The organism is Colwellia sp. BRX10-4, assembly GCF_014077465.1.
Classification (GTDB): Bacteria; Pseudomonadota; Gammaproteobacteria; order Enterobacterales; family Alteromonadaceae; genus Colwellia_A.
Genome location: NZ_JACGVZ010000031.1, coordinates 1 through 19306 on the forward strand (window position 1 = coordinate 1; position 19306 = coordinate 19306).

At 36.5% G+C, this 19306-nt stretch carries 20 protein-coding genes; 7 read left to right on the forward strand and 13 right to left on the reverse strand.

From position 1 onward, the window contains the following. Positions 1–412: 412 nt before the first annotated feature. Positions 413–1066 carry a hypothetical protein gene (locus H4J67_RS17670; RefSeq protein WP_182170467.1) on the reverse strand — a complete coding sequence of 218 codons (654 nt, stop codon included), beginning with the start codon at positions 1064–1066 and terminating at the stop codon, positions 413–415. Positions 1067–1654: 588 nt separating this feature from the next. Between H4J67_RS17670 and H4J67_RS17675 the strand changes: the two genes are divergently transcribed. Then, positions 1655–3262, forward strand: a complete 1608-nt coding sequence (locus H4J67_RS17675; protein WP_182204522.1) for a methyl-accepting chemotaxis protein — start codon at positions 1655–1657, stop codon at positions 3260–3262. A 305-nt stretch (positions 3263–3567) separates the two neighbouring features. Here H4J67_RS17675 and H4J67_RS17680 read toward each other — a convergent pair whose 3' ends face one another. From H4J67_RS17680 to H4J67_RS17690, 3 genes are all read right to left on the reverse strand, one after another. Continuing rightward, positions 3568–3792, reverse strand: a complete 225-nt coding sequence (locus H4J67_RS17680; RefSeq protein ID WP_259368664.1) for a hypothetical protein — start codon at positions 3790–3792, stop codon at positions 3568–3570. A 130-nt stretch (positions 3793–3922) separates the two neighbouring features. After that, the gene (locus H4J67_RS17685) at positions 3923–5047 is read right to left on the reverse strand and encodes an anhydro-N-acetylmuramic acid kinase (protein ID WP_182170461.1); all 1125 of its coding nucleotides are present in this window, start codon (positions 5045–5047) and stop codon (positions 3923–3925) included. Between the two features lie 34 nt (positions 5048–5081). Continuing rightward, entirely contained in the window at positions 5082–6470 is a 1389-nt protein-coding gene (locus tag H4J67_RS17690; RefSeq protein ID WP_182204523.1) for an OapA family protein, read from the reverse strand. A gap of 237 nt (positions 6471–6707) precedes the next feature. On the opposite strand from H4J67_RS17690, the gene tyrS reads away from it, so the two are divergent. The 6 genes from tyrS to H4J67_RS17720 all read left to right on the forward strand — a co-directional run bounded on the left by tyrS (position 6708) and on the right by H4J67_RS17720 (position 10634). Then, positions 6708–7913 (forward strand): tyrosine--tRNA ligase, encoded by a 1206-nt coding sequence (gene tyrS / locus H4J67_RS17695; RefSeq protein WP_182204538.1) that lies wholly within the window; start codon positions 6708–6710, stop codon positions 7911–7913. Between the two features lie 360 nt (positions 7914–8273). After that, positions 8274–8540, forward strand: a complete 267-nt coding sequence (locus H4J67_RS17700) for a hypothetical protein (RefSeq protein WP_220463185.1) — start codon at positions 8274–8276, stop codon at positions 8538–8540. Positions 8541–8921: 381 nt separating this feature from the next. Continuing rightward, on the forward strand, positions 8922–9041 hold the full coding sequence (locus H4J67_RS17705; protein ID WP_182170456.1) for a nitrous oxide reductase accessory protein NosL: 120 nt from the start codon (positions 8922–8924) through the stop codon (positions 9039–9041). 184 nt (positions 9042–9225) lie between these two features. Next, positions 9226–9765 (forward strand): DUF4136 domain-containing protein, encoded by a 540-nt coding sequence (locus H4J67_RS17710; RefSeq protein ID WP_182170454.1) that lies wholly within the window; start codon positions 9226–9228, stop codon positions 9763–9765. Continuing rightward, entirely contained in the window at positions 9758–10243 is a 486-nt protein-coding gene (locus H4J67_RS17715) for a hypothetical protein (protein WP_182170452.1), read from the forward strand. The genes H4J67_RS17710 and H4J67_RS17715 overlap by 8 nt, the downstream gene beginning before the upstream one ends. A 67-nt stretch (positions 10244–10310) precedes the next feature. Then, positions 10311–10634, forward strand: coding sequence for a ribonuclease E inhibitor RraB (locus H4J67_RS17720; protein WP_070375614.1), 324 nt, complete (start codon positions 10311–10313; stop codon positions 10632–10634). A gap of 17 nt (positions 10635–10651) precedes the next feature. Here H4J67_RS17720 and H4J67_RS17725 read toward each other — a convergent pair whose 3' ends face one another. From H4J67_RS17725 to H4J67_RS17765, 9 genes are all read right to left on the reverse strand, one after another. After that, positions 10652–11638: a sensor domain-containing diguanylate cyclase gene (locus H4J67_RS17725; RefSeq protein ID WP_182170450.1), complete on the reverse strand. Its 987-nt coding sequence runs from the start codon at positions 11636–11638 to the stop codon at positions 10652–10654. Between the two features lie 138 nt (positions 11639–11776). Further along, positions 11777–12406: a trimeric intracellular cation channel family protein gene (locus H4J67_RS17730; protein ID WP_182170448.1), complete on the reverse strand. Its 630-nt coding sequence runs from the start codon at positions 12404–12406 to the stop codon at positions 11777–11779. A 5-nt stretch (positions 12407–12411) separates the two neighbouring features. Next, the gene (locus H4J67_RS17735) at positions 12412–13395 is read right to left on the reverse strand and encodes a cobalamin biosynthesis protein (RefSeq protein WP_182170446.1); all 984 of its coding nucleotides are present in this window, start codon (positions 13393–13395) and stop codon (positions 12412–12414) included. A 178-nt stretch (positions 13396–13573) separates the two neighbouring features. Beyond that, positions 13574–14284 (reverse strand): 5'-methylthioadenosine/S-adenosylhomocysteine nucleosidase, encoded by a 711-nt coding sequence (gene mtnN / locus H4J67_RS17740; protein ID WP_182170444.1) that lies wholly within the window; start codon positions 14282–14284, stop codon positions 13574–13576. A gap of 387 nt (positions 14285–14671) precedes the next feature. After that, positions 14672–15349 (reverse strand): DUF2726 domain-containing protein, encoded by a 678-nt coding sequence (locus H4J67_RS17745; RefSeq protein WP_182170441.1) that lies wholly within the window; start codon positions 15347–15349, stop codon positions 14672–14674. Positions 15350–15637: 288 nt separating this feature from the next. After that, on the reverse strand, positions 15638–16267 hold the full coding sequence (locus H4J67_RS17750) for a dUTP diphosphatase (protein ID WP_182170438.1): 630 nt from the start codon (positions 16265–16267) through the stop codon (positions 15638–15640). A gap of 88 nt (positions 16268–16355) precedes the next feature. Further along, positions 16356–16925: a hypothetical protein gene (locus tag H4J67_RS17755; protein WP_220471674.1), complete on the reverse strand. Its 570-nt coding sequence runs from the start codon at positions 16923–16925 to the stop codon at positions 16356–16358. Positions 16926–17067: 142 nt separating this feature from the next. Continuing rightward, a complete protein-coding gene (locus H4J67_RS17760) occupies positions 17068–18372 on the reverse strand; it encodes a hypothetical protein (protein ID WP_182170432.1) in 1305 nt (434 codons plus the stop codon). A gap of 142 nt (positions 18373–18514) precedes the next feature. Beyond that, positions 18515–19306: an outer membrane lipoprotein-sorting protein gene (locus H4J67_RS17765; RefSeq protein ID WP_182170429.1), complete on the reverse strand. Its 792-nt coding sequence runs from the start codon at positions 19304–19306 to the stop codon at positions 18515–18517.

A 19306-nucleotide genomic window follows, 5' to 3' on the forward strand; every position in this document is an offset into this window, starting at 1 on the left:
TAAAGGTACTTGTTGCCTCGAAAGAAAAGCGGTAATCATCAAGTGTTATTGGCTAGATATTCGTAAACAACATGCACATAACCTAAACAATCTAAGTATAGATAATTAAGGTTGAATGACTATATTTGGCTAATTAGTGACCTAAAGAACAACCAGTAGCTAGCGTTAGCAAAACGCACCAAGGGAAAATTAGCACTAATATTTATTAGTGCTAAAAAATTACGCAGTTTGAGATATTTGATTAACCGTCACTTTTGCCACAAAAGAGACATTAACTATTACAACCTATTAGACAAGTTGGATTATATTTTCTATCGATAACACCCTGTTCAGACTAGCATGCATGATGCTGCTGGACTAGGTCTTAGAGACCTCTGATTACTCGATTATATGCACGCATACCACATTATCACTACGCTTGTGATGCAGGAGCCGATGCAGGTAACCTTTTTAGAAAGTCAGAGAATATCTTCTTCGAGATAGAATCAACACTAGGAGCTTCTGGGTATGTTCCAATTGAAGAATCAACAACAGACTCAACAACAGAAGAGAAAAGCGTTTCAAAGAAAAAACCTCCAAGGCTTTCATTTTCAGAGATAGATCTGGAATTACAGTTCTTTTTATAAGTTTTTTTATTTATAACTCCACCCCAAGTAGCAACCTCAGTAGTTCTATCCAAAATATGAAGTCTTATTTTCATTTCTCTATAGGTTTTATAACAAATACTTTCATCTGTTTCGGATTGTGAGCGGGAAGTCTTATTATTTAAAATTGTATAATTTAAGTAAAAACGTGGTTCTTTATTTAAGTCTTTAAAGTTTTCAGGTTTATGCTTAGCTAAAAAGGTAGACTTAACAACTTCATTTAATTCGATAACCTCGTTACTGTTTAAGTTACTATATAGAGTATTAGTACTACCTACAATTTTGACACCACCTTGCATAATAGTATCGCTAGTAATACTTCCCGTATCGATAAACTCATCGACCCACACCTTTTGGATTAGTACTGAGCTACAACCGACTAATAAGAATAGAACAAATGTTAATAATATATTGAGTGCCACTACAACCTCCTTGACTTACCTAAAGCGAAATAATACTTCCCACTTCCCTTGGCATAAAGCAGTTTATTCTTGCAGCCAATATAGCTAACAACTGTTTAATTATGTGTTGAAAGAGTGTTCTGATTATGTAAAAAACTGTAAAATATGAAATTGCTTGCCCCCGTCAATGTCGTTTATTTAAAAATAGCTATTCATTAGAAAATGTAAGTCCAATAATATTAGGCTAATGTCAGAAATGCGCACAGACGAGTCATAAAACCGAATTAGTGAAAGGTCAGCTAACGTATCAAAGTGATCGTTATGACGGATGATTTTTATTCGTAAATTTAGACCGCTTTGTGGCAGATACTGCTCTTAAACGTAATAATTCCAGTTTCCGATTGTATTTAACGGTTTCCATCTTTATTCAACCGCTACAATTTCCCTCGATCTATGAAGATAATAAATAAGTAAAGAGATGAGTTATAAAACAGTTGTTTCCATCATAAATAGATAAAAATATATGCTCGATTGATAAAGTAAATCAAAGTTTTATTATTATAATAATTTACACTTTGATGACTTTTAACTATCGGGTTGATGAACACAATGTTTTCTACACTATTATTGGCAGCAAAGATTAATGCTGCATTAGTACTTATCGCAATAGCGTTTTTAAGTACCACAGTCATATTCTTTTATCATGATGAGAAAGAGCTCAGTGAAGATCTTGTTGAACGCAATCTAGAAAGTTTAGCACTTAATTATTTTGACTCTGTGAACACTATGATGTTAACCGGCACAATAGTAAATCGTCAGTTAATACAAAATAAAATACTGAGCCAAGATGAAATTATTGAGGCACGTATTATTCGAGCGCCTGCTTTAACGGCTATTTTTGGTGATGGTTTTGCTGATCAAAAAGCGGTCGATGATTTTGAACAACAAGGTATAAACGGCACTAAAGCGTTTGATGTTTTTGAACAAGACAGTAAGCGAATGATGAGTTTTATTTCGCCTATTCGTGCCAGTTCAGATTACCGTGGTACTAACTGTTTAACCTGTCATCAAGTCAAAGAAAATGAAATATTAGGCGCGGTAAAGGTGACCTATGATTTATCTAAAGTTGACCAGCAAATTATGAGTTCTATAACTCAAGCAGCGATCCTACAGTTAGTTATCACTGTTGTTAGCTTTTGGTTATTAAGTTTAACCATAAAGAAATTGATTTTTAGTCGCCTCAAACGACTTAGAAAAACTATAAACGATGTAGAACACAATTTAGATTTGAACCAAGAAATCAAAGTATACCATGATGATGAATTAGGGGCAGTTAGTGTGGCATTAAATAGCATGATGCAAAAATTTAGAACAAGTTTTTTATCCATCTCATCAACAACAGACAAATTAATTGATTCAGCAAAAAGTGTTGATGAAATCTCGAATTTAATGCGTGCGGCTGTTCTTGAACAAAAGAACGGCACAGACTCTGTAGCCGCTGCAATTAATGAACTAGATACATCTGCGAGTGAAGTACATGGTAATACTCAAACCGCAGCTGAGAATTCACTGTCGGTACGTGAAAAAGCAACGCAAGGCTTGGAATTAGTTAAAAATGCTAAAGATGGCATTGTTTTATTGCGTGATAAGGTGATTGATAATACCGCTATGATAGCTGCATTAAGCGATAAAACTGATGAAGTAGGGGGTGTTTTAGAAGTAATAACCAGTATCGCCGAGCAAACCAATTTATTGGCATTAAATGCAGCTATTGAAGCAGCAAGAGCCGGAGAGCAAGGGCGAGGCTTTGCAGTGGTTGCCGATGAAGTGCGCTCATTAGCCACGCGTACCAGAGAGTCTATTGACCAAATCCAGTTAACGATTAGGGGATTACAAGTCGATGCCAGTAATGCGGTTAACTCTATGAATGATGTCAGTCAAAAGGCAAATGAAAAGGCAGAAGATGTGACGAATGTAGCCAGTTTATTAGTAGAAATAACGTCGCAAATAACAGAGCTTGATGATTTAAACACACAAATTGCTAGTGCAGCACAGCAACAAAATTTAGCGGCTGACGAAATTAATGTCAGTGTTGTCAATATTAGTGGCGTTGCAGAAAAATCAAGTAAAGATGCGATACGTGGTAAAGAGATAAGTGAACAGTTACTTGAGTTGGCTTACGAGCTTAATCAGCAATTATCACAATTTAAAATGTAATATTTAGACGTTATATTTGAAAAAATGGCGGTGTTTAATTATGATCAACGTGTTGATTTATGCTTACCATGTTTTTTGGTGGAGTTTTAACGTTTCAGAGAGCAATGATGAGGTGTTTCGAGCGAAGATAGGTGCAACAATATTCTTCTTTTTCATGGTCTCACTTGTATTATCGACGATTGCAAATACTAACTTACCCAATTTGAAGGTTGGCGATTAACCTCTTGAAATAAATATTTATTATCGAATAAAAAGCCTCTTTAAAAAAGAGGCTTTTTATTTTCTGTAATGGGTTGCCTTAGTGATTAATAATAGGCGTCAGTATTATTATGTGCTTGAGGGTCTTCTATAATTTCTTCGAAGTCCACTTCAAAGCTATTGTTTTCTTCTGTATTTGCCATATAAATAGTGCGCGTTGACCCGTCAATCCAGGTGACTGTACCACTACCTTTTTTACTACCGCATTTCATACCAATATGAATATCATGAAATTCCATTGAACCTCCTCGACTAAATTGCTGTGTTGACATTGAGAAATAAACCCTACGTTATTTAGATTTACAATTGATTATTTAGTTCAATTAATCTGCTAAATGAGTATGTTTACTTAAACAGGTGACATTATATTATAAAGATAAAGTTACTTAGGTCTAGAGTGAATTAAGCAAAAAACTCACAGCCGAGTACTGTTGACTTTCTAGCCCCTGTTACTGCTGGGATATTTCCATAGATTTTTTTGTCATAAGCGAATGCGAGCCAAGCAAATGCCATTGCTTCAAGTGCGTTATTATTCAGCTTTAGTGAATGTATCTTATTTACATTAAAGTTGTTAAGTTCTTGCTTTATAAGCTTATAAAAAAAATTATTGTCAATTCCTCCTCCGCATAAATATACATCGGCTGAATTTGATGTTTTTTTAATGTCGGCGGCTATAGAACAAGCTGTTAGGGCGGTGAGGGTTGCTTGTACGTCGACAGCGCTTATCTGTAATGGGGCGAGAAAGCGCGCTAACCATTGCAAGGTAAAATATTCACGGCCAGTACTTTTGGGTGCTGATAACAAAAAGTAGTCATCATTTAATAACTGCACTAATAGCGTTTGGTTAATCGTTCCAGACCTTCCCCAGTCGCCATTATTGTCAAACCTCTTTCCTGAGTGCTCAAAGCACCATGCATCTAAAAGAGCGTTCCCTGGTCCGGTATCAAAACCTAATACACTTTTTGACGAGTTTTTTTTAGGCAAAAAAGTGATATTAGCTATGCCCCCTATATTCACTAAAAAGGTTTCTTTTTCAGTGGCAGGTAATAAGAATTGATGAAATGCAGGGACTAAAGGAGCACCTTGTCCACCTAAGGCGATATCCTTTGTTCTAAAGTCACCAATAACTCTAATGCCGGTTAATACCGCTAACGTTTGATTACAGCCTATTTGTAAAGTAAAAGGCGCTTCAATAGCAGAGCTTTGAGTTGGGCGATGTCGAATGGTTTGACCGTGATTACCAATAGCAATAATATCAGCAGCGACTAAGTTTTCTTTGTCTAATAGTGCGTTTATTGCCTCACTAAATTGATAGGCAAGGGTAATATCAAGTGAAAAGGCTCTGTCTATTTCGTTATGATTGGGTAGATAAAGCTCAGTGATTTTTTGTCGAGTGACATTATCATAAGCTTGATAATAACTAGCAACTAGTTCGGCACTCCCACTAGTAAAGTCAACAAGGGCTAAGTCAATGCCATCGGCACTAGTGCCAGACATTAACCCAATATAAAACGTAGCTTTTGTCATTTATACTCGCTATTTATTATTGGGCTAAAGAGGGTTAATGTGTCTGCATCGCCAACAAAGCTTGCCTAGAGCCAGAAAGTTCAATTAAGCGTTGGCTGGATAATACCGAAAACTCAGCAGCATATTTTTTATTAATGGGTTTAGCATCAGGTAATTTTACCGTTCTTGGATTACGGTGTACGCCATTAAGTAAAAATTCATAATGTAAATGCGATGCTTCTGACATGCCAGTTGAGCCTACATAACCAATAACGTCACCTTGTTTTACCCGTTGCCCTTTTTTAACATTTCGTTTTGAAAAGTGTAAATATTTAGTCTCAATGCCATTGCCATGCTGAATAAATACGTAATTGCCATTATATTTGTTATAGGTTGAATGGGTCACTTTCCCATTACCTGCGGCTACAACAGGTGTGCCTTTATTGGCACGGTAATCAGTACCACGATGAGCCTTCCAGCGCTTTTGAATAGGATGAAAACGCTTTGGTTTGAAGTTTGAACTAATATACCTAAAGTTTACCGGCGCACGTAAAAAAGCTTTGCGCATACTTCTGCCATCAGGAGAATAATATTCGCCGTCAGTAAAGCGAATGGCTTGAAAAGGATCATCTTTATTAATAAATTCAGCGGCAAGAATCTTACCTGTACCTATATGATCGCCATCGACATATCGATTTTCAAAAACAACATGAAAACTATCCCCTTCACGAATATCTAAGGCAAAATCGATATCCCAACCAAAAATATTAGCAAGGTTAATTATTTGTGCATCGTTTAAACCTGATTCAATACCAGCATTCCAAAAATTACTTTTTATAACACCGTGGGCAATAGTTTCTCTAATTTCTACCGTTTTGGTTTCTTTACTTGATTGGTAACTGCCATCATCAATTAATTTTACATATAAGGTTTCTGTTTTTGATAAAGGGTAGGTCAGCACTGCTAGCTCTCCTGCAGCGTTTTGGCCTATTTTAAAGACATCACCAACGTTAATTTTTTTTAATAATTTACTGTAGTCACCTTTTGCTGAGCTAACGTCGTATGTTGTTCTCGCGCTATAGCCAAGACGTTTAAATACTTTGGCAAGTGAGTCACCACTGCGTACTTTTGCTTTTTTCCAAGTTAGTGTCTCTTCGTCACTGTTAATAGGCGTGGCTATACTTTCTTTATTTGTTGATGGTTCGATATTGCTAATAGGTGTGTCTAAGGAGATATCTTGATCTTCAGGTAAAACTAATGCGTAACGTTTACCTATTTCCAGTGACGTATCTGTCGATTGACGACTGGCTGTTGCCTTTTCTGAAGGAATAAGAAGTAACAACAACACAATTATGCTGAATGAGCTAATAATTACCCTATGCTGTTTTGGCAACTGTAAATAGAATTTTTTTATGTTTTTCAACAGATTACAACCTAATTTCATGTATCTTAATACGATAGCTATCGTTTACTATATCAAAAAATAGCCTTGAGTAAAATTTAATTGCCGTAAAGGTGAGTGATCTCGGGGACTCAGCGGCACTTCTTCCTTGAAAAACAAGCTGCAATAATTAAAAAATAGAACAATTGCCCTAAATATTAACTTAAGGCTTTTCACCCAAGGCATTATTGCAGTAGAATCGAGTAATAAATTATGATTATATTTTTTGGAGCTAAGTCGATGACTGATGTCAGCCAAGCGTTTGCTGAAATTAAGCGTGGTGCAGAAGAAATTTTGCTAGAGAGTGAATTACTAGAAAAATTAAAAACAGGAAAGCCACTAAAAATTAAAGCAGGGTTTGACCCTACAGCACCAGACTTGCATCTAGGTCATACGGTATTAATTAATAAGTTGCGTCAGTTTCAACAGCTTGGCCATGAAGTTATTTTCTTAATTGGCGACTTCACTGGCATGATAGGTGATCCAACCGGTAAAAATGTTACGCGTAAAGCACTAACAAGAGAAGACGTGTTGGCAAATGCTGAAACTTATAAAGAACAAGTTTTTAAAATTCTAGACCCAGCTAAAACAACGGTTGCTTTTAACTCTACCTGGATGGATAAGCTAGGCGCTGCTGGTATGTTAAAACTGGCATCTCGTCAGACGGTTGCCCGTATGATGGAACGTGATGATTTCAAAAAACGTTACACCAGCGGTCAATCTATTGCCATTCATGAGTTTATGTATCCTCTCGTTCAGGGCTGGGATTCTGTAGCCTTAGAGGCTGATGTTGAGCTAGGTGGCACTGATCAGAAATTTAATTTGTTAATGGGGCGCGAATTACAAAAATCAGAGGGGCAACGACCGCAAACGGTCTTAATGATGCCTCTTTTAGAGGGGTTAGACGGTGTTCAGAAAATGTCTAAGTCGCTTAATAACTATATTGGTATAACGGATAGCCCAACAGAAATGTTTGGTAAAATAATGTCTATTTCAGATGTATTGATGTGGCGATATTATGAACTGTTGAGTTTTAGGCCAATGGAAGAGATTGCTGCTTATAAAACAAAAATTGCTGAAGGAATGAACCCTCGCGATGTAAAAATCGATTTAGCCAAAGAGTTAATTGCTCGTTTTCATGATGATGCTGCGGCTGAAGCAGCACATCAAGAATTTATTAATCGCTTTCAAAAAGGCGCAATGCCTGATGAAATTGAGGATAAATTAGTTAAGATAACTGATGACAGTGGTGACATCGCTATTGCTAACCTACTAAAAGAAGCGGGCTTAGTAGCGAGTACTTCAGACGCCATGCGAATGATTAAACAAGGGGCGGCTAAAATTGAAGGTGAAAAAATTACCGACAGTAAGCTGCGTGTTGCTTCGGGGACTACGGCTATTTACCAAGTTGGCAAACGTAAATTTGCTAAAGTAACAGTAAAATAACCTTACATATTTATAATCTATGTATCAGCCAGTATTTATTACTGGCTTTTTTGTAGTTCATTAAAGAGTCATGTGCTTTACACCTAAAACCATAATGACTTTCATTTATTGTCTCGGTAATAAAACCCAGCTAATTACTTAATAATCATTCGTCAATTTTTTTACACTAACATTAAATTTAGTTGTAAGCATAGAACGCCTTGTCTGTAGCTTATTGTTAAGTAAAAGTATTTTAATTTTGGAATGATTTGTGCTATTAATTTGTCGAGTTAAGGTTGTTAACCGATAAATCCCACTCATTAAAGTTGTCGAGTTGTTATTTTGTTGAACCAAATATTAAATACAGTATTGAGCCGCACTATGGAAAATAAACCCGAGAGAAATAATTTAATCGAACGGCGACAATATTTCGATGACAGTGAATTTGAATCTGATAATAATTGGAAAAAATTAACGTTAGCTCAACGTTTTGCTGCACTGAGTTTAACTAAATATGGCTATGAACTCCGCTTTACTCGGTTTACATCGAGTGGCAGTACTGCTGTTCTTGTCTTAAAAAATGGTACAGCAGCAACTATAAGCGAAGATGGCGACATTAATACTACACCAGATATCAATATACGATAGTGATACTAGTTGTCGACTTTCTCTCTGCGAGTAGAGTTCTGAGCCTAAACTAACCTCGATTATCGTGAAACACCACCGTTATCACTCTACAGCCACTCCAGACATTCTACGACGCTAGTTGTTACCTTTTCTTATGCTGGCGCTTCTTTAACTCTTTGTTCTGTATTTTTATTTTTTTGTTGAACTACATAACTGTTTAACTGTGATCTAATATATGCGACATATTGTCTCAGTAGTCCCTTTAGGGTTACTGAATTAAAATTAAATAAAAAAATGTTAAGTCATAGCTAAAAATAGCGTGAGGACACTCAAAATCAATGGTTTGCTATTAATGTTTTTGATGTTTTTATCTGTAGCAATACCCGTAACGCATGGTTTTTTGTGAGCTCAATTAAAACACCGGTAAGTTTTAGTAAACAAAAAGATGCGCAAACCTTTGCAGCTGAATTTGGCGGTAAGGTCATTAATTTTATCCAAGTTGATTTATCTGTGTTGATGTAAGTTATTTACACAAAACATTCTGCGGTCATTTTATTACTTGCGCAAATAGTTGTAATTTTTTTTCAGCAGGGTAGGCTTAAGTTATCCTTTTTATTATTTATGCCTTTTATTCTTGATTAAAAATAGCCAGCCAGTATCTTTTCAGCTTATTTTTTTAATAACCTTGCTATGCTTACCAGCACTCATGCTATCAGGTTGTACAGTACACCAACCGGCCATTTCAAAATATCAAACTAACTTTAATTTTTCAAAGGTAAGCAGCTACGCTTTTTATAAGCGTAACTCTGAATTTGGCCAGTTTCAAAATATTAGTTATACCACGCGTAACAGTATTGAATTAGCCATAGAGCAAGTATTAGATAAGAATGGTTTTATTTATAATACGCTAGATGATGCTGATATTGTGGTTACTTATCATCTTGTTAATGAAAACACTAAGGAATTGTTAACCTATAATAATGGGGTGCTTTATTGTTCTCTTTGTTTGCGTGGCGGAGAAGCGCAAGCCGACAAAAAACAGTGGCAAACTAAACCGGGAAGTTTGATTATTGACGTACTCGACCCTGAAAAAAAACGTTCAGTTTGGCGAAGTGTTTACCCTTTGAAAATTAATGTTAAAACTGATAATAGTAGAGAAGTTCAATTGAAAATTTATCAGGCTATTGATGCGATGATAGATAAATATCCTCATTCTCGTGATGCAAGTAAAGCTAACAATGCTTAAATGGTTAACGATAACATTGATAGCCGTAGTGATTTTTATCACTATTTTATTAGGCCTAGGGTATTTATTAAAAGAACATGAAATAGCAACAACGCAGTTAAAACATCAGCTTGATCAGGAAAGGGCGGCTCAAAAAAGCAAAGAAAAAAGAAATGAGCACAAGCTTAATAAGGTTATTGAAACCTCTCTTATAAACGTTGCTGCCAAGACGAATCAATTAACAAGTAAGACCTTTGTCTCGGTCAAACAAAAAATATTGCTAGAAAACTTAACCTGCTCATCAAAAAAACAATGTGTGCTAATTAACATTACCTTTGGAGAGTTAGCATGTGCCTTTGCTATTAATACCATTGGCGCCTCTTTATTAGCGAAAACAGCAGATGAGACTAATTCAGTGGTAAGGTGCCCTCACTACCCCCAAAAGAGTCAATTGAGTTGTCAGAATAATTTATGCAGCTACTCAAACATTAATAATTAACTCTCCTGTGGAGTTGAAGAAAATAGCGGTTTATAATGAAGTACTTTTTACCCAGATTATAACTTTTATGACCTTTCCAAATGATGAAACAGGCCAAATTTTGGCTGAAATGCAAGATGCTGGTATTGATTTGTCTATTATTCATCCCGTCGTGTTTTTTCAATTGTTCGAAAAAAAAGAGCAAGCTCAAGCAATGGCTGATTATTTAGCAGAACATGCACCTGAAATGGAATTAGTCATTCATCCTGATGAAACACCTAATGTTTGGGATTTAGATTGCACTGTAAAAATGCTACCTTGTTACGATGCGATTGTCGCGCAAGAAGCACAACTTGAACAACTTGCTGCAAAGTATAATGGCTATAACGATGGCTGGGGAATGGAGGCTTAAGCAGAGGAACTTGACGTTTAACTTTCTTTGTCTTCGTCCCAAAAGGCATAATGATTTTTGCCTTTTCGTTTCACCGAATACATCGCTTTGTCAGCTCTTTCATAGATATTGGCAAAGCTTTCATTATTTTCTTCAAAAATGCATATACCGATACTTAAATTAATTGATATTTTTATCCCTTCAATTTCTGTGGGTTTAGCTAATATTGTTAATATCGACTGCGCTAATAATTCAAGGGTTAGTCTATCGGTTGTTTTACAAATAATCGCGAATTCATCACCTCCGAATCGGGCAATTAAGGCGTCTGTTGGCGCTAAGGCTTCAAAGTTACTGGTAACATGTAGCAGTAATTTATCGCCCACTTTATGTCCGTAAATATCATTTATTGATTTAAAATCGTCTAAATCAATAAAAAATAAGGCACCACCACAATATTTACTGGTGTTAGTGTAGACTTCAAAATTATGTTCAAGGGCTTTTCTGTTCAGTAAATTAGTGAGTGGATCTAAATTAGCATATTGAGCTAACTCTAATTCATAAAGTTTTTCTTGGGTAATATCAGTATGTGTTCCTGTCATACGTAAAGGGTTATTATCATCATCAAACTCAATAACTCTGCCGCGATCAGATACCCATACATCACTTCCGTCCTTGTGTTTCATACGGTAAATCATATGAAAGTAGGGTGTTATTCCCGCTAAATGTTCTTCAAATGCAGCGATAACTTTTTCTTTATCATCTGGATGTAAGTTATTTTTCCAAGAGGATACTGTTGATTCAATTTCATTGGTTTCAAAACCGCACATGCTACCAAACGCTTGATCTAATATTTTTAACTGCCCACTAGGTATATGTTGCTCCCAGATAAATAAACCAGTCCTATCTAGAGCTGCAGATAAATACTCAGTTAATTTTTTATGCTCATCTTTAATGAGCTCATTTTCTTGAGTTAACATGACTATTTTTTTAGATAGTTTTTCGATGATTTTATCTTTATCAGTCATAAAATAGTTCGATGAGTGTTAATAATGGTTTAGTCATTTAATGAAATTATAAAGTGATTAAAATCTAGCCTTTAGTATCTCTTAATTATCTAACAGAAACAAACAACTTATCGATATCTGAAAAACACTGAGCTGGCATTATTTATTTTCTTCTTTTTCAACAATATGAAACGCTGGCAGTGAAACTCGCCAATAAATAGCGGCTAGTCTCAGCGTTAATGCGCCAAGAATTGCAGAAATAATGGCGATATTTTCTGGCCAAGCCAAGTATCGAAATAACGCATACAAAGAGCCACCTAAAATCGCAGCAGTAGCATAAATTTCTTTTTGTAAGATCATTGGAATAACATTACATATAACATCACGGATCATCCCACCAGCAACACCCGTGATGGTGCCCATTACAACAGCAACAAATACAGGAGCGCCTAAACTTAATGATTTCTCAGTACCTAAAACAGCAAATAATGCTAAACCAAACGCATCAGCAATCAGTAAAAAGCGCTTTGGAATACGCTTAGGACGGCGAATAATGATAATTGTCAACACGGCAGTCAATAAAATAACATAAAGATAAATCGGATTGGCAACCCAAAATACTGGCGTATCTAAAGTAATATCGCGGATGGTACCGCCGCCAATCGCTGTTACTGCGGCTAATACGACAACACCAAAAGGGTCGAGCTTATAACGCCCAGCCATTAATGCACCCGATAAGGCAAAGACAACAATACCAAATAAATCTAACCAGTAAAGAAGTTCATACATGTTTGTTACCTATTGATATTGAACGAGTAAATGAATAATGTCAGTAGTGTTAAAAATAGAAAACAAAAATAGAACACTTGGCTAATACGTTTACTGGCATGAATAATATCAGTAGCTTGAGGCTGCCTGCCGTGATCGTTGTAACTTGTTTTACGTAATTTTATATTTTGATACATAGCCACACCACCAAGTTTAACCTCTAATGACAAGGAAAATAAATTGAGCACATAGCTATTATTTAATTGAAAAAAGTAGCGGCGATTTAACCGAAAAAATAAAACAAAATTTTTGCCAATACAGCCCAAAAGCAGGATTAATGAAAAAATACGGCTAGGTAGCCATTGTATAATGTTGACAATAAAAGCAACACTGTCGCCAAAAGGTTGAAAACTATTTTGTTTGTTATTCCAGCTGTAATGCATCTCAATAAGCAATCGACAAACTAAAGCAGTAAGTGGACCAAAAAGTAAAAATACCAAGCTAATGGTGAATAAATTTTGTACCGCTCGAAGCAATAACATCTCAATACAGCTCTTTGCTAAGCCCAAAGAGGAAAGCTGTTCGGTATTACGTAACAGCCAGGGGTTTAATAACTGTTTAGCTTCGAAATTTTTGTTGGCGACAATTAACTTGGCAATCTCTTTACTTGTTTTTCCTAGTTGTAAACAGCCTAAGGCAAGATAAAGTAAAAATCCCTGCCAAAGCCAGGTGGCCTCAACAAAAGCTTCAAATAACCAAAGAATAATGACTATAGGCGTAAGGCTAACTACAATAGCAATTAAACCAGAAATAAAACACTGACGGTCAGTATTCCTACTTTTATTGACTTTTTTGGCGAGTTGATCGCAAAAAATTCGAAAAAACCTTAAGGGTTGATGACTCGCTAAATAGCCAGTAAAAAGCTTAATCAAAATAACACCGTAAAGCATGACAACTGAATAGGCGAAAGGGCTGATATCAATTAAGTTTGTTAGATTATTAGCAGTCATATTTATAGCCATTCCATTAAATTATTGCTCACTTGTGCGGGTTAAAATACTCCAAACCTGCGTCGCACTCAATGCCTATAGCTAGTGATTAGAAAATCGTCAGCCTTGCTTTGATATATTCTCCTTGCGCGAACAAGATCACAAAATTAGTGGCGTTGGTATCGATTAAACTTAGGGCTTAAGTTAACTTTTTACCTTGCAATGCGTCGAGCATATTTTCAACTAACTGAGATGAATTCACCGAAGCTGTTTCTAAATAAGCTTCAAAAGAGGTAGGAGACTCTTTACCTGCTATATCAGACATAGAACGAATAACCACAAAAGGCACCTTAAATTGATGACAGGTATGAGCAATTGCGGCTCCTTCCATTTCAACCGCGGCCATAGTCGGAAAGTTAGCGCGGGCTTTGGCAATATCATCATCAGCTGTCATAAAGGTATCGCCGGTAGTGATTAAACCCAGTAAGGTCTGGATATTTTCCAATTCAGCAACACCTGCCTGTGCGGCCTTAACAAGTGTCGGGTGAGGAATATAAGCAGCTGGATTGCCGGGTAACTGACCAATCTCATAGCCAAAAGCGGTGACATCCACATCGTGATAGCGAACTTCTGAACTAATGACAATATCGCCTACTTTTAATGACTGTTCAAAACCACCAGCAGAGCCGGTATTAACAATATAGTCAGGCTGGAACTTATCAATTAAAATGGCGGTTGCTAAGGCTGCAGCCACTTTACCAATCCCCGATTGTACAATAACGACATTACTGCCGTTGAGTTGCCCTTGATAAAAAGTATAACCTGCATGTTCGATCGTTACTGCATGAGTTAATTTTGCTTTTAAAATAGCAACTTCTGGCTCCATTGCGCCAATTATTCCTGCTTTCATTTTATTTCCAATTCGTTGATAACATCTAATAAAACAATTATAACGTGAAGATTCCCAGATGTCGTATATTTATGTTCAGGATGAACGTTATAACGCGGTGCTGTGACTACATGGATGTAGGAAGTAGAGTAACGCAGGAGCGGTTATCGAGATGGCAAAGAGCGTATATGTTCAGGATGGCCTTTCTCAGACATCCTGTCTTTCTATGTATGAGTTGAATAGGCATAAGATTATACGGCAACAATATATTACGATCACATTGCCACTCTTAGCCTTTATGGCATTAATACAGCCACGCACGGTAATTATATCTAAGCGAAAAAAAAAAGTCAGCGATGTAAATCACTGACTTTTTATTTTAATAATGGGGTGATTTTATTGTAGAGTTTAATGAGGTAATGCGGCTACTTGCGGTGCAGGAATTCGTTGCGACATAGCATTACCTGTTGTTGATGAGCCTAATTGCGCGCGAGCGGCAATAGGAGACAAGGCGCCAACTTCTTCTCTATTTCTATTGGGTCGAGGCTTTAGCATAGGAGCAGGAATAATTTTTCCTTTAATTTTTGGCTCAGGAGGTCTGTTTCCTAAAAGTCGACTGTAAATACAAGCGCGGATCTCGTCAACAGTATAATTAGCTTTCACTTTTATACGAATATGAGGAATTGAAGATGCTTCTAATGCGCCGCTGACAAACCAGTCTTTTTTGATTTTATAGCCTTTGCCTTGGGTATCAACTAAATCAATAACGCCGCATAGCCTCATACTCTCCCGATCACAAATAGCAAAATCTAAGTATTTACTTTCGGCATTCGCTGATGCTGTTTGGCTTGCTCTGTTCGACACACCATGACGAACAGTGACGATATCAGCAAGTTTTACTCGATTAATAATACGATATTTACCACCAAGGGCTTGTTCGAGCAAATTTTGAAAATTCTTCTCTGCTGGTGTAAAAAGGCTTTGCTTTTTATCAAATGGAAAAGGAAAACTATTGTCGTTTAAGCGGCTAGCTAACAAAGCGACAATAACAATTAGGCTGATCATGGCAAAGAGAATTAATTCCATACACTGCTCCGGCGGTTCAAATTCTTGACGGTCTTCTTAATAACAGTTGAGTAAGCAGAATTTGTGCCACAGATCATAATTCACTAGATTCTTTTAATAACCCTTGGCTAGGTGGAATTTATGCGACAGATCTTAATATAAAAGAGTTGTTTTAATAACCGTTCGAAAAGTAGAGTTTATTCTGTATGCTTCAAGCTAACATACTGTTTTAGAATGGAAAAAATGGTGGGGGATAAAAGACTCTAGTTATTATTTATCTAGAGTCTTTGTTAGGTTTTGAGCGAATAATTATGCTGGGTATTTTGCCTCAAGTGCGGCATAAAGTTGTTGCTGAAAATCACTTGCACTGGCATCTAAGGTATTAACTAAATTAGCTAATACTTCATTGTCTTCTTCGTCATGCCAAACTTTGATGTATGTCCCTTCTTTATAACCGTGGTCTTGACGGAAAAAATTCAAGGTGTTTTTGCCAACATATTGACGAAATAATTCATCTAGGTCCATATTCATCAAACGCATACAATCAGCTAAGGCAATCGCATCAAAACTTTTGTTAGTAACGGCGGCTGACGCTAGGTTTTCAAGGGCAATTTTAAAATCTTTTTCGCCTGAGCTTTCAGTGAGTTCTGTTGATAAGGTGTCAGTAATACTTGTAACGGTTTCGCCTGTCATTAAACGTAAGCTTAAACCAAAATGAAAAATATCAACCAACTCCAATTGCACTTGCGCAATATCTATTTCTTGATGTTTCCACCATTTCCATCCGTGATGGTCTAACATTTCAGCACACTCAACCCAAATGGCGCGATACCACTCATAACCATTTTCTTGCCAGGTATCACTAACACGCGTATTCATCGCGTCTTGCATGGTTAGCATTTGTTTTATTTGATTTTGTGCTGCTGAATTTGCGCTCATTATTTTCTCTATTATTTGTAAATATCTATAGGGACTATTTTGCCGTAGAGAAAAGAAAGAAACAAGCAAACAAACGATGGTAATTTAATTAAAAAACTACCGCTAACTCAATGCCGCTAAAGGCATAGTTTTTTGCTTGCCAGTTATAACCACTTATTTCACGAAAACGAACAAATGCTGTAACTTTTATTTGCTCAATCATCATCGAACTACCGATCCCTATATAACCATCTGAATCGTTATCATTGTAATGATGGTCAAAGTTATCATTTTCGAAATCTGTATTATAGCGCTTATCATTATATGAATAGTCATCGTCACTTCGATCATTAAAGGCAAGCTCAAGCAGATCAACGCCAAATTCAGCATAAAGACTAAAGTTAGAAAAGTAACCTATTTTTATACCGCCTTCCCATGCAATAAAACCATGTTGATAATCAAAGGTATCGGTAACCCTTGCATAGCCTATTGAGCTATTAACCGAGAAACCTAAATAACTATTAAGTTTACGATGAATTACCTCTACGCCAACACTTGAGTAATAGTCACTGTCGTTAGTTGCATGCTTAATAGAAATAATATAATCATTAGATTTCATTGCGTAACTATTAAAAGAAAACAAGATGTTAAAACAGATGACGATGATAATTTTGTTCATAATAAGCTCAACAGAAGATTTACAGCCATTCTCATCTTATTACGGGTAAGTTTCAGTGATCTAATTGTTAGGATATACTGAAAAACTGTAAGTTATTGTCAGATTAATTCTGTAGACATTGAGCCTTTAGTGCTGGCGTCATTTAAAAGTGGGCTTTTACTCTAAGCCAAGCATTGCTGTTTTGTTGATGTTGACCAAAAAAAGTATACTTTTCTTCACCCCAAAATAAATTCGCCCCAGCCGAGAATAACCACTGATCGCTATAGCGATAAGTTATTGAAGGTTTAAGATAACCATCCTTGTCTGTGGGAGAATAAAAGTTAAAAACGCTATAAATTAATTTTTGCTGCAATGTTCTGTAGGTTAAGCGAAAGGTTAATAATTGACGATTTTCATCAACTTCTGTTGCTGGCGTAGCAGAATGGCTAATAAATTGCTGATAATGTTTGGTTTGCTCAACATAGAACTGAACGCTAGCAGTCAGGTTTTTAATTACTTCTCTTTCAAACGCCACTAACAACCTATTTTGACCATTAGCAATAAAAGGGTTAGTGCCGTTATTATCCTCAATACTGTTATAACTTGCATATTCAGCATTAAATAATCCGCCGGCTAATGACAATCGAACACTGGCTCCCCAAGCATTCATTTCTGGAAAATAAGCTTGTGATGGCTGACTGTTATCTTCTGTAATACCTACGGGAGTTGGCCAAAAACCTTTATAACCATACAACGCATATTCCACGCCATTATTGTTAGTCGCAAGGCGCGCTGAAAATTGTGCTTTCTTGGTTTCTTTTACCCTAAAATTATCAGCGGGTGCAACAATGGCTTGTGCTTGCGGTGAATAAAAAGAAAAACGTTCGCCAGTGATGTAAACATCAGGGGTGAACTCAGGAGTCCAAGTGAGATCAAGTGAATAGTGACCAATATACCAAGTACCTTTCGCACTATCTGAAGGCGCTTTTAGATATTGGTCATCACGTCCCGAGAAGAATGATTGCCAGTTTTTTGCAAACAAGTCGTTAAGGAAAATATAATCACCAGTCCCCCATGTCAGAATTTGCCGCCCTAATTTAACATCTGTTTTATCAGAGGGACTAAAACGGATATTTAATTCGCGTGCTTGCAAAAAAGTATCTTTTAATACATCGTCATAAATTAACTCTGCTTTTGAAACCAGCTCAAAAGATTCATGACTGTAATCAAGATTAACGCGTGTGGTGATTTCACTTAATGATGCGTTTGACTCAACAATATTATCCTGTAATAAATAGCCATAACCCGCTTCAACAAAACCTGAAAATTTCCAAGGTGAAACCACTGCTTCGCTCCACTCATCTCCCCAATTATCTGTTTCGTTTGCGAGAACATTAGCGGCAAAAATTGCGCTAGCGGCACAAAGGCTGGTCACTATAAAATAGAAATTTTTTACTGATTTTTGCAAAATAATTCTGTCCATTTATTGTTAGTGATATAAATAATAATCCCGATACTGAATTAATTTCAGCAACTAAACTAATTTCAGCAGTTAAAACGTTAGTCGCTGAAACGGATCAGGATGAGTTTATACGATCATCGTTAGCTTATTAATCCAGCCACTCTTTCGGGGGGTTACGTAAACTGCGCTCAGAAAAAATATCATTGGGTAAGCCAACATTATATTTCACATTCCTAAATTGCATTTCAGTATAGCTACCATCGGAATGCTGAGTTATTTTTGAATGCATAACCGTGGTAAAACCATCAATAACTTCAGTTTTTAATACTTGTAGAGAACGTGATTTTTTACCTTGGCTGTTATAAAAGTCAACTTGCATCGGTAAAAAAGTGTTTTTATCAACACTGACGATATAATGATCAAATTCAACACTGTTTAGATCTTTTGGCTGAGCCTTGATCGTATAAAAGTTGTTATCAGTTTTTAACAGGGTAAAGTTATCTTCTGCTGGGTTTCTGCCAGAAACATCCTCATAAAAAAAATGTGCGCCAACAAAAGAAGTACGCTTATCGCCGGCTGAAATACGTTTTACTAAATCTAGTGCTGGCAAGTACAACCAGCGGTCGTCATCGCTTGTGACTTTTTTTACTACACGAAATACCGTGCCTTGGACATCGGTGGGGCGAGAGAAGAACACTAAGATGTCTTGGTTACCTAGATCGGTTTGGTCTTTACGCAAGATGGTAAATTGTCGCATCTGCTTATTGCCCTGCGCATCAACAATAATCATACGGGCTTGGGCACTACCATCATCAGCAGAATAATATGAGGCTAAGTTTGCCTTAGTAATAATTTCATTGGCATTGGTTATATCGCCAGCCTGGCCAACAAAACTTGAAAGGGAGCAGACCAGTATCAATAGTTTTGATAAATATTTCAT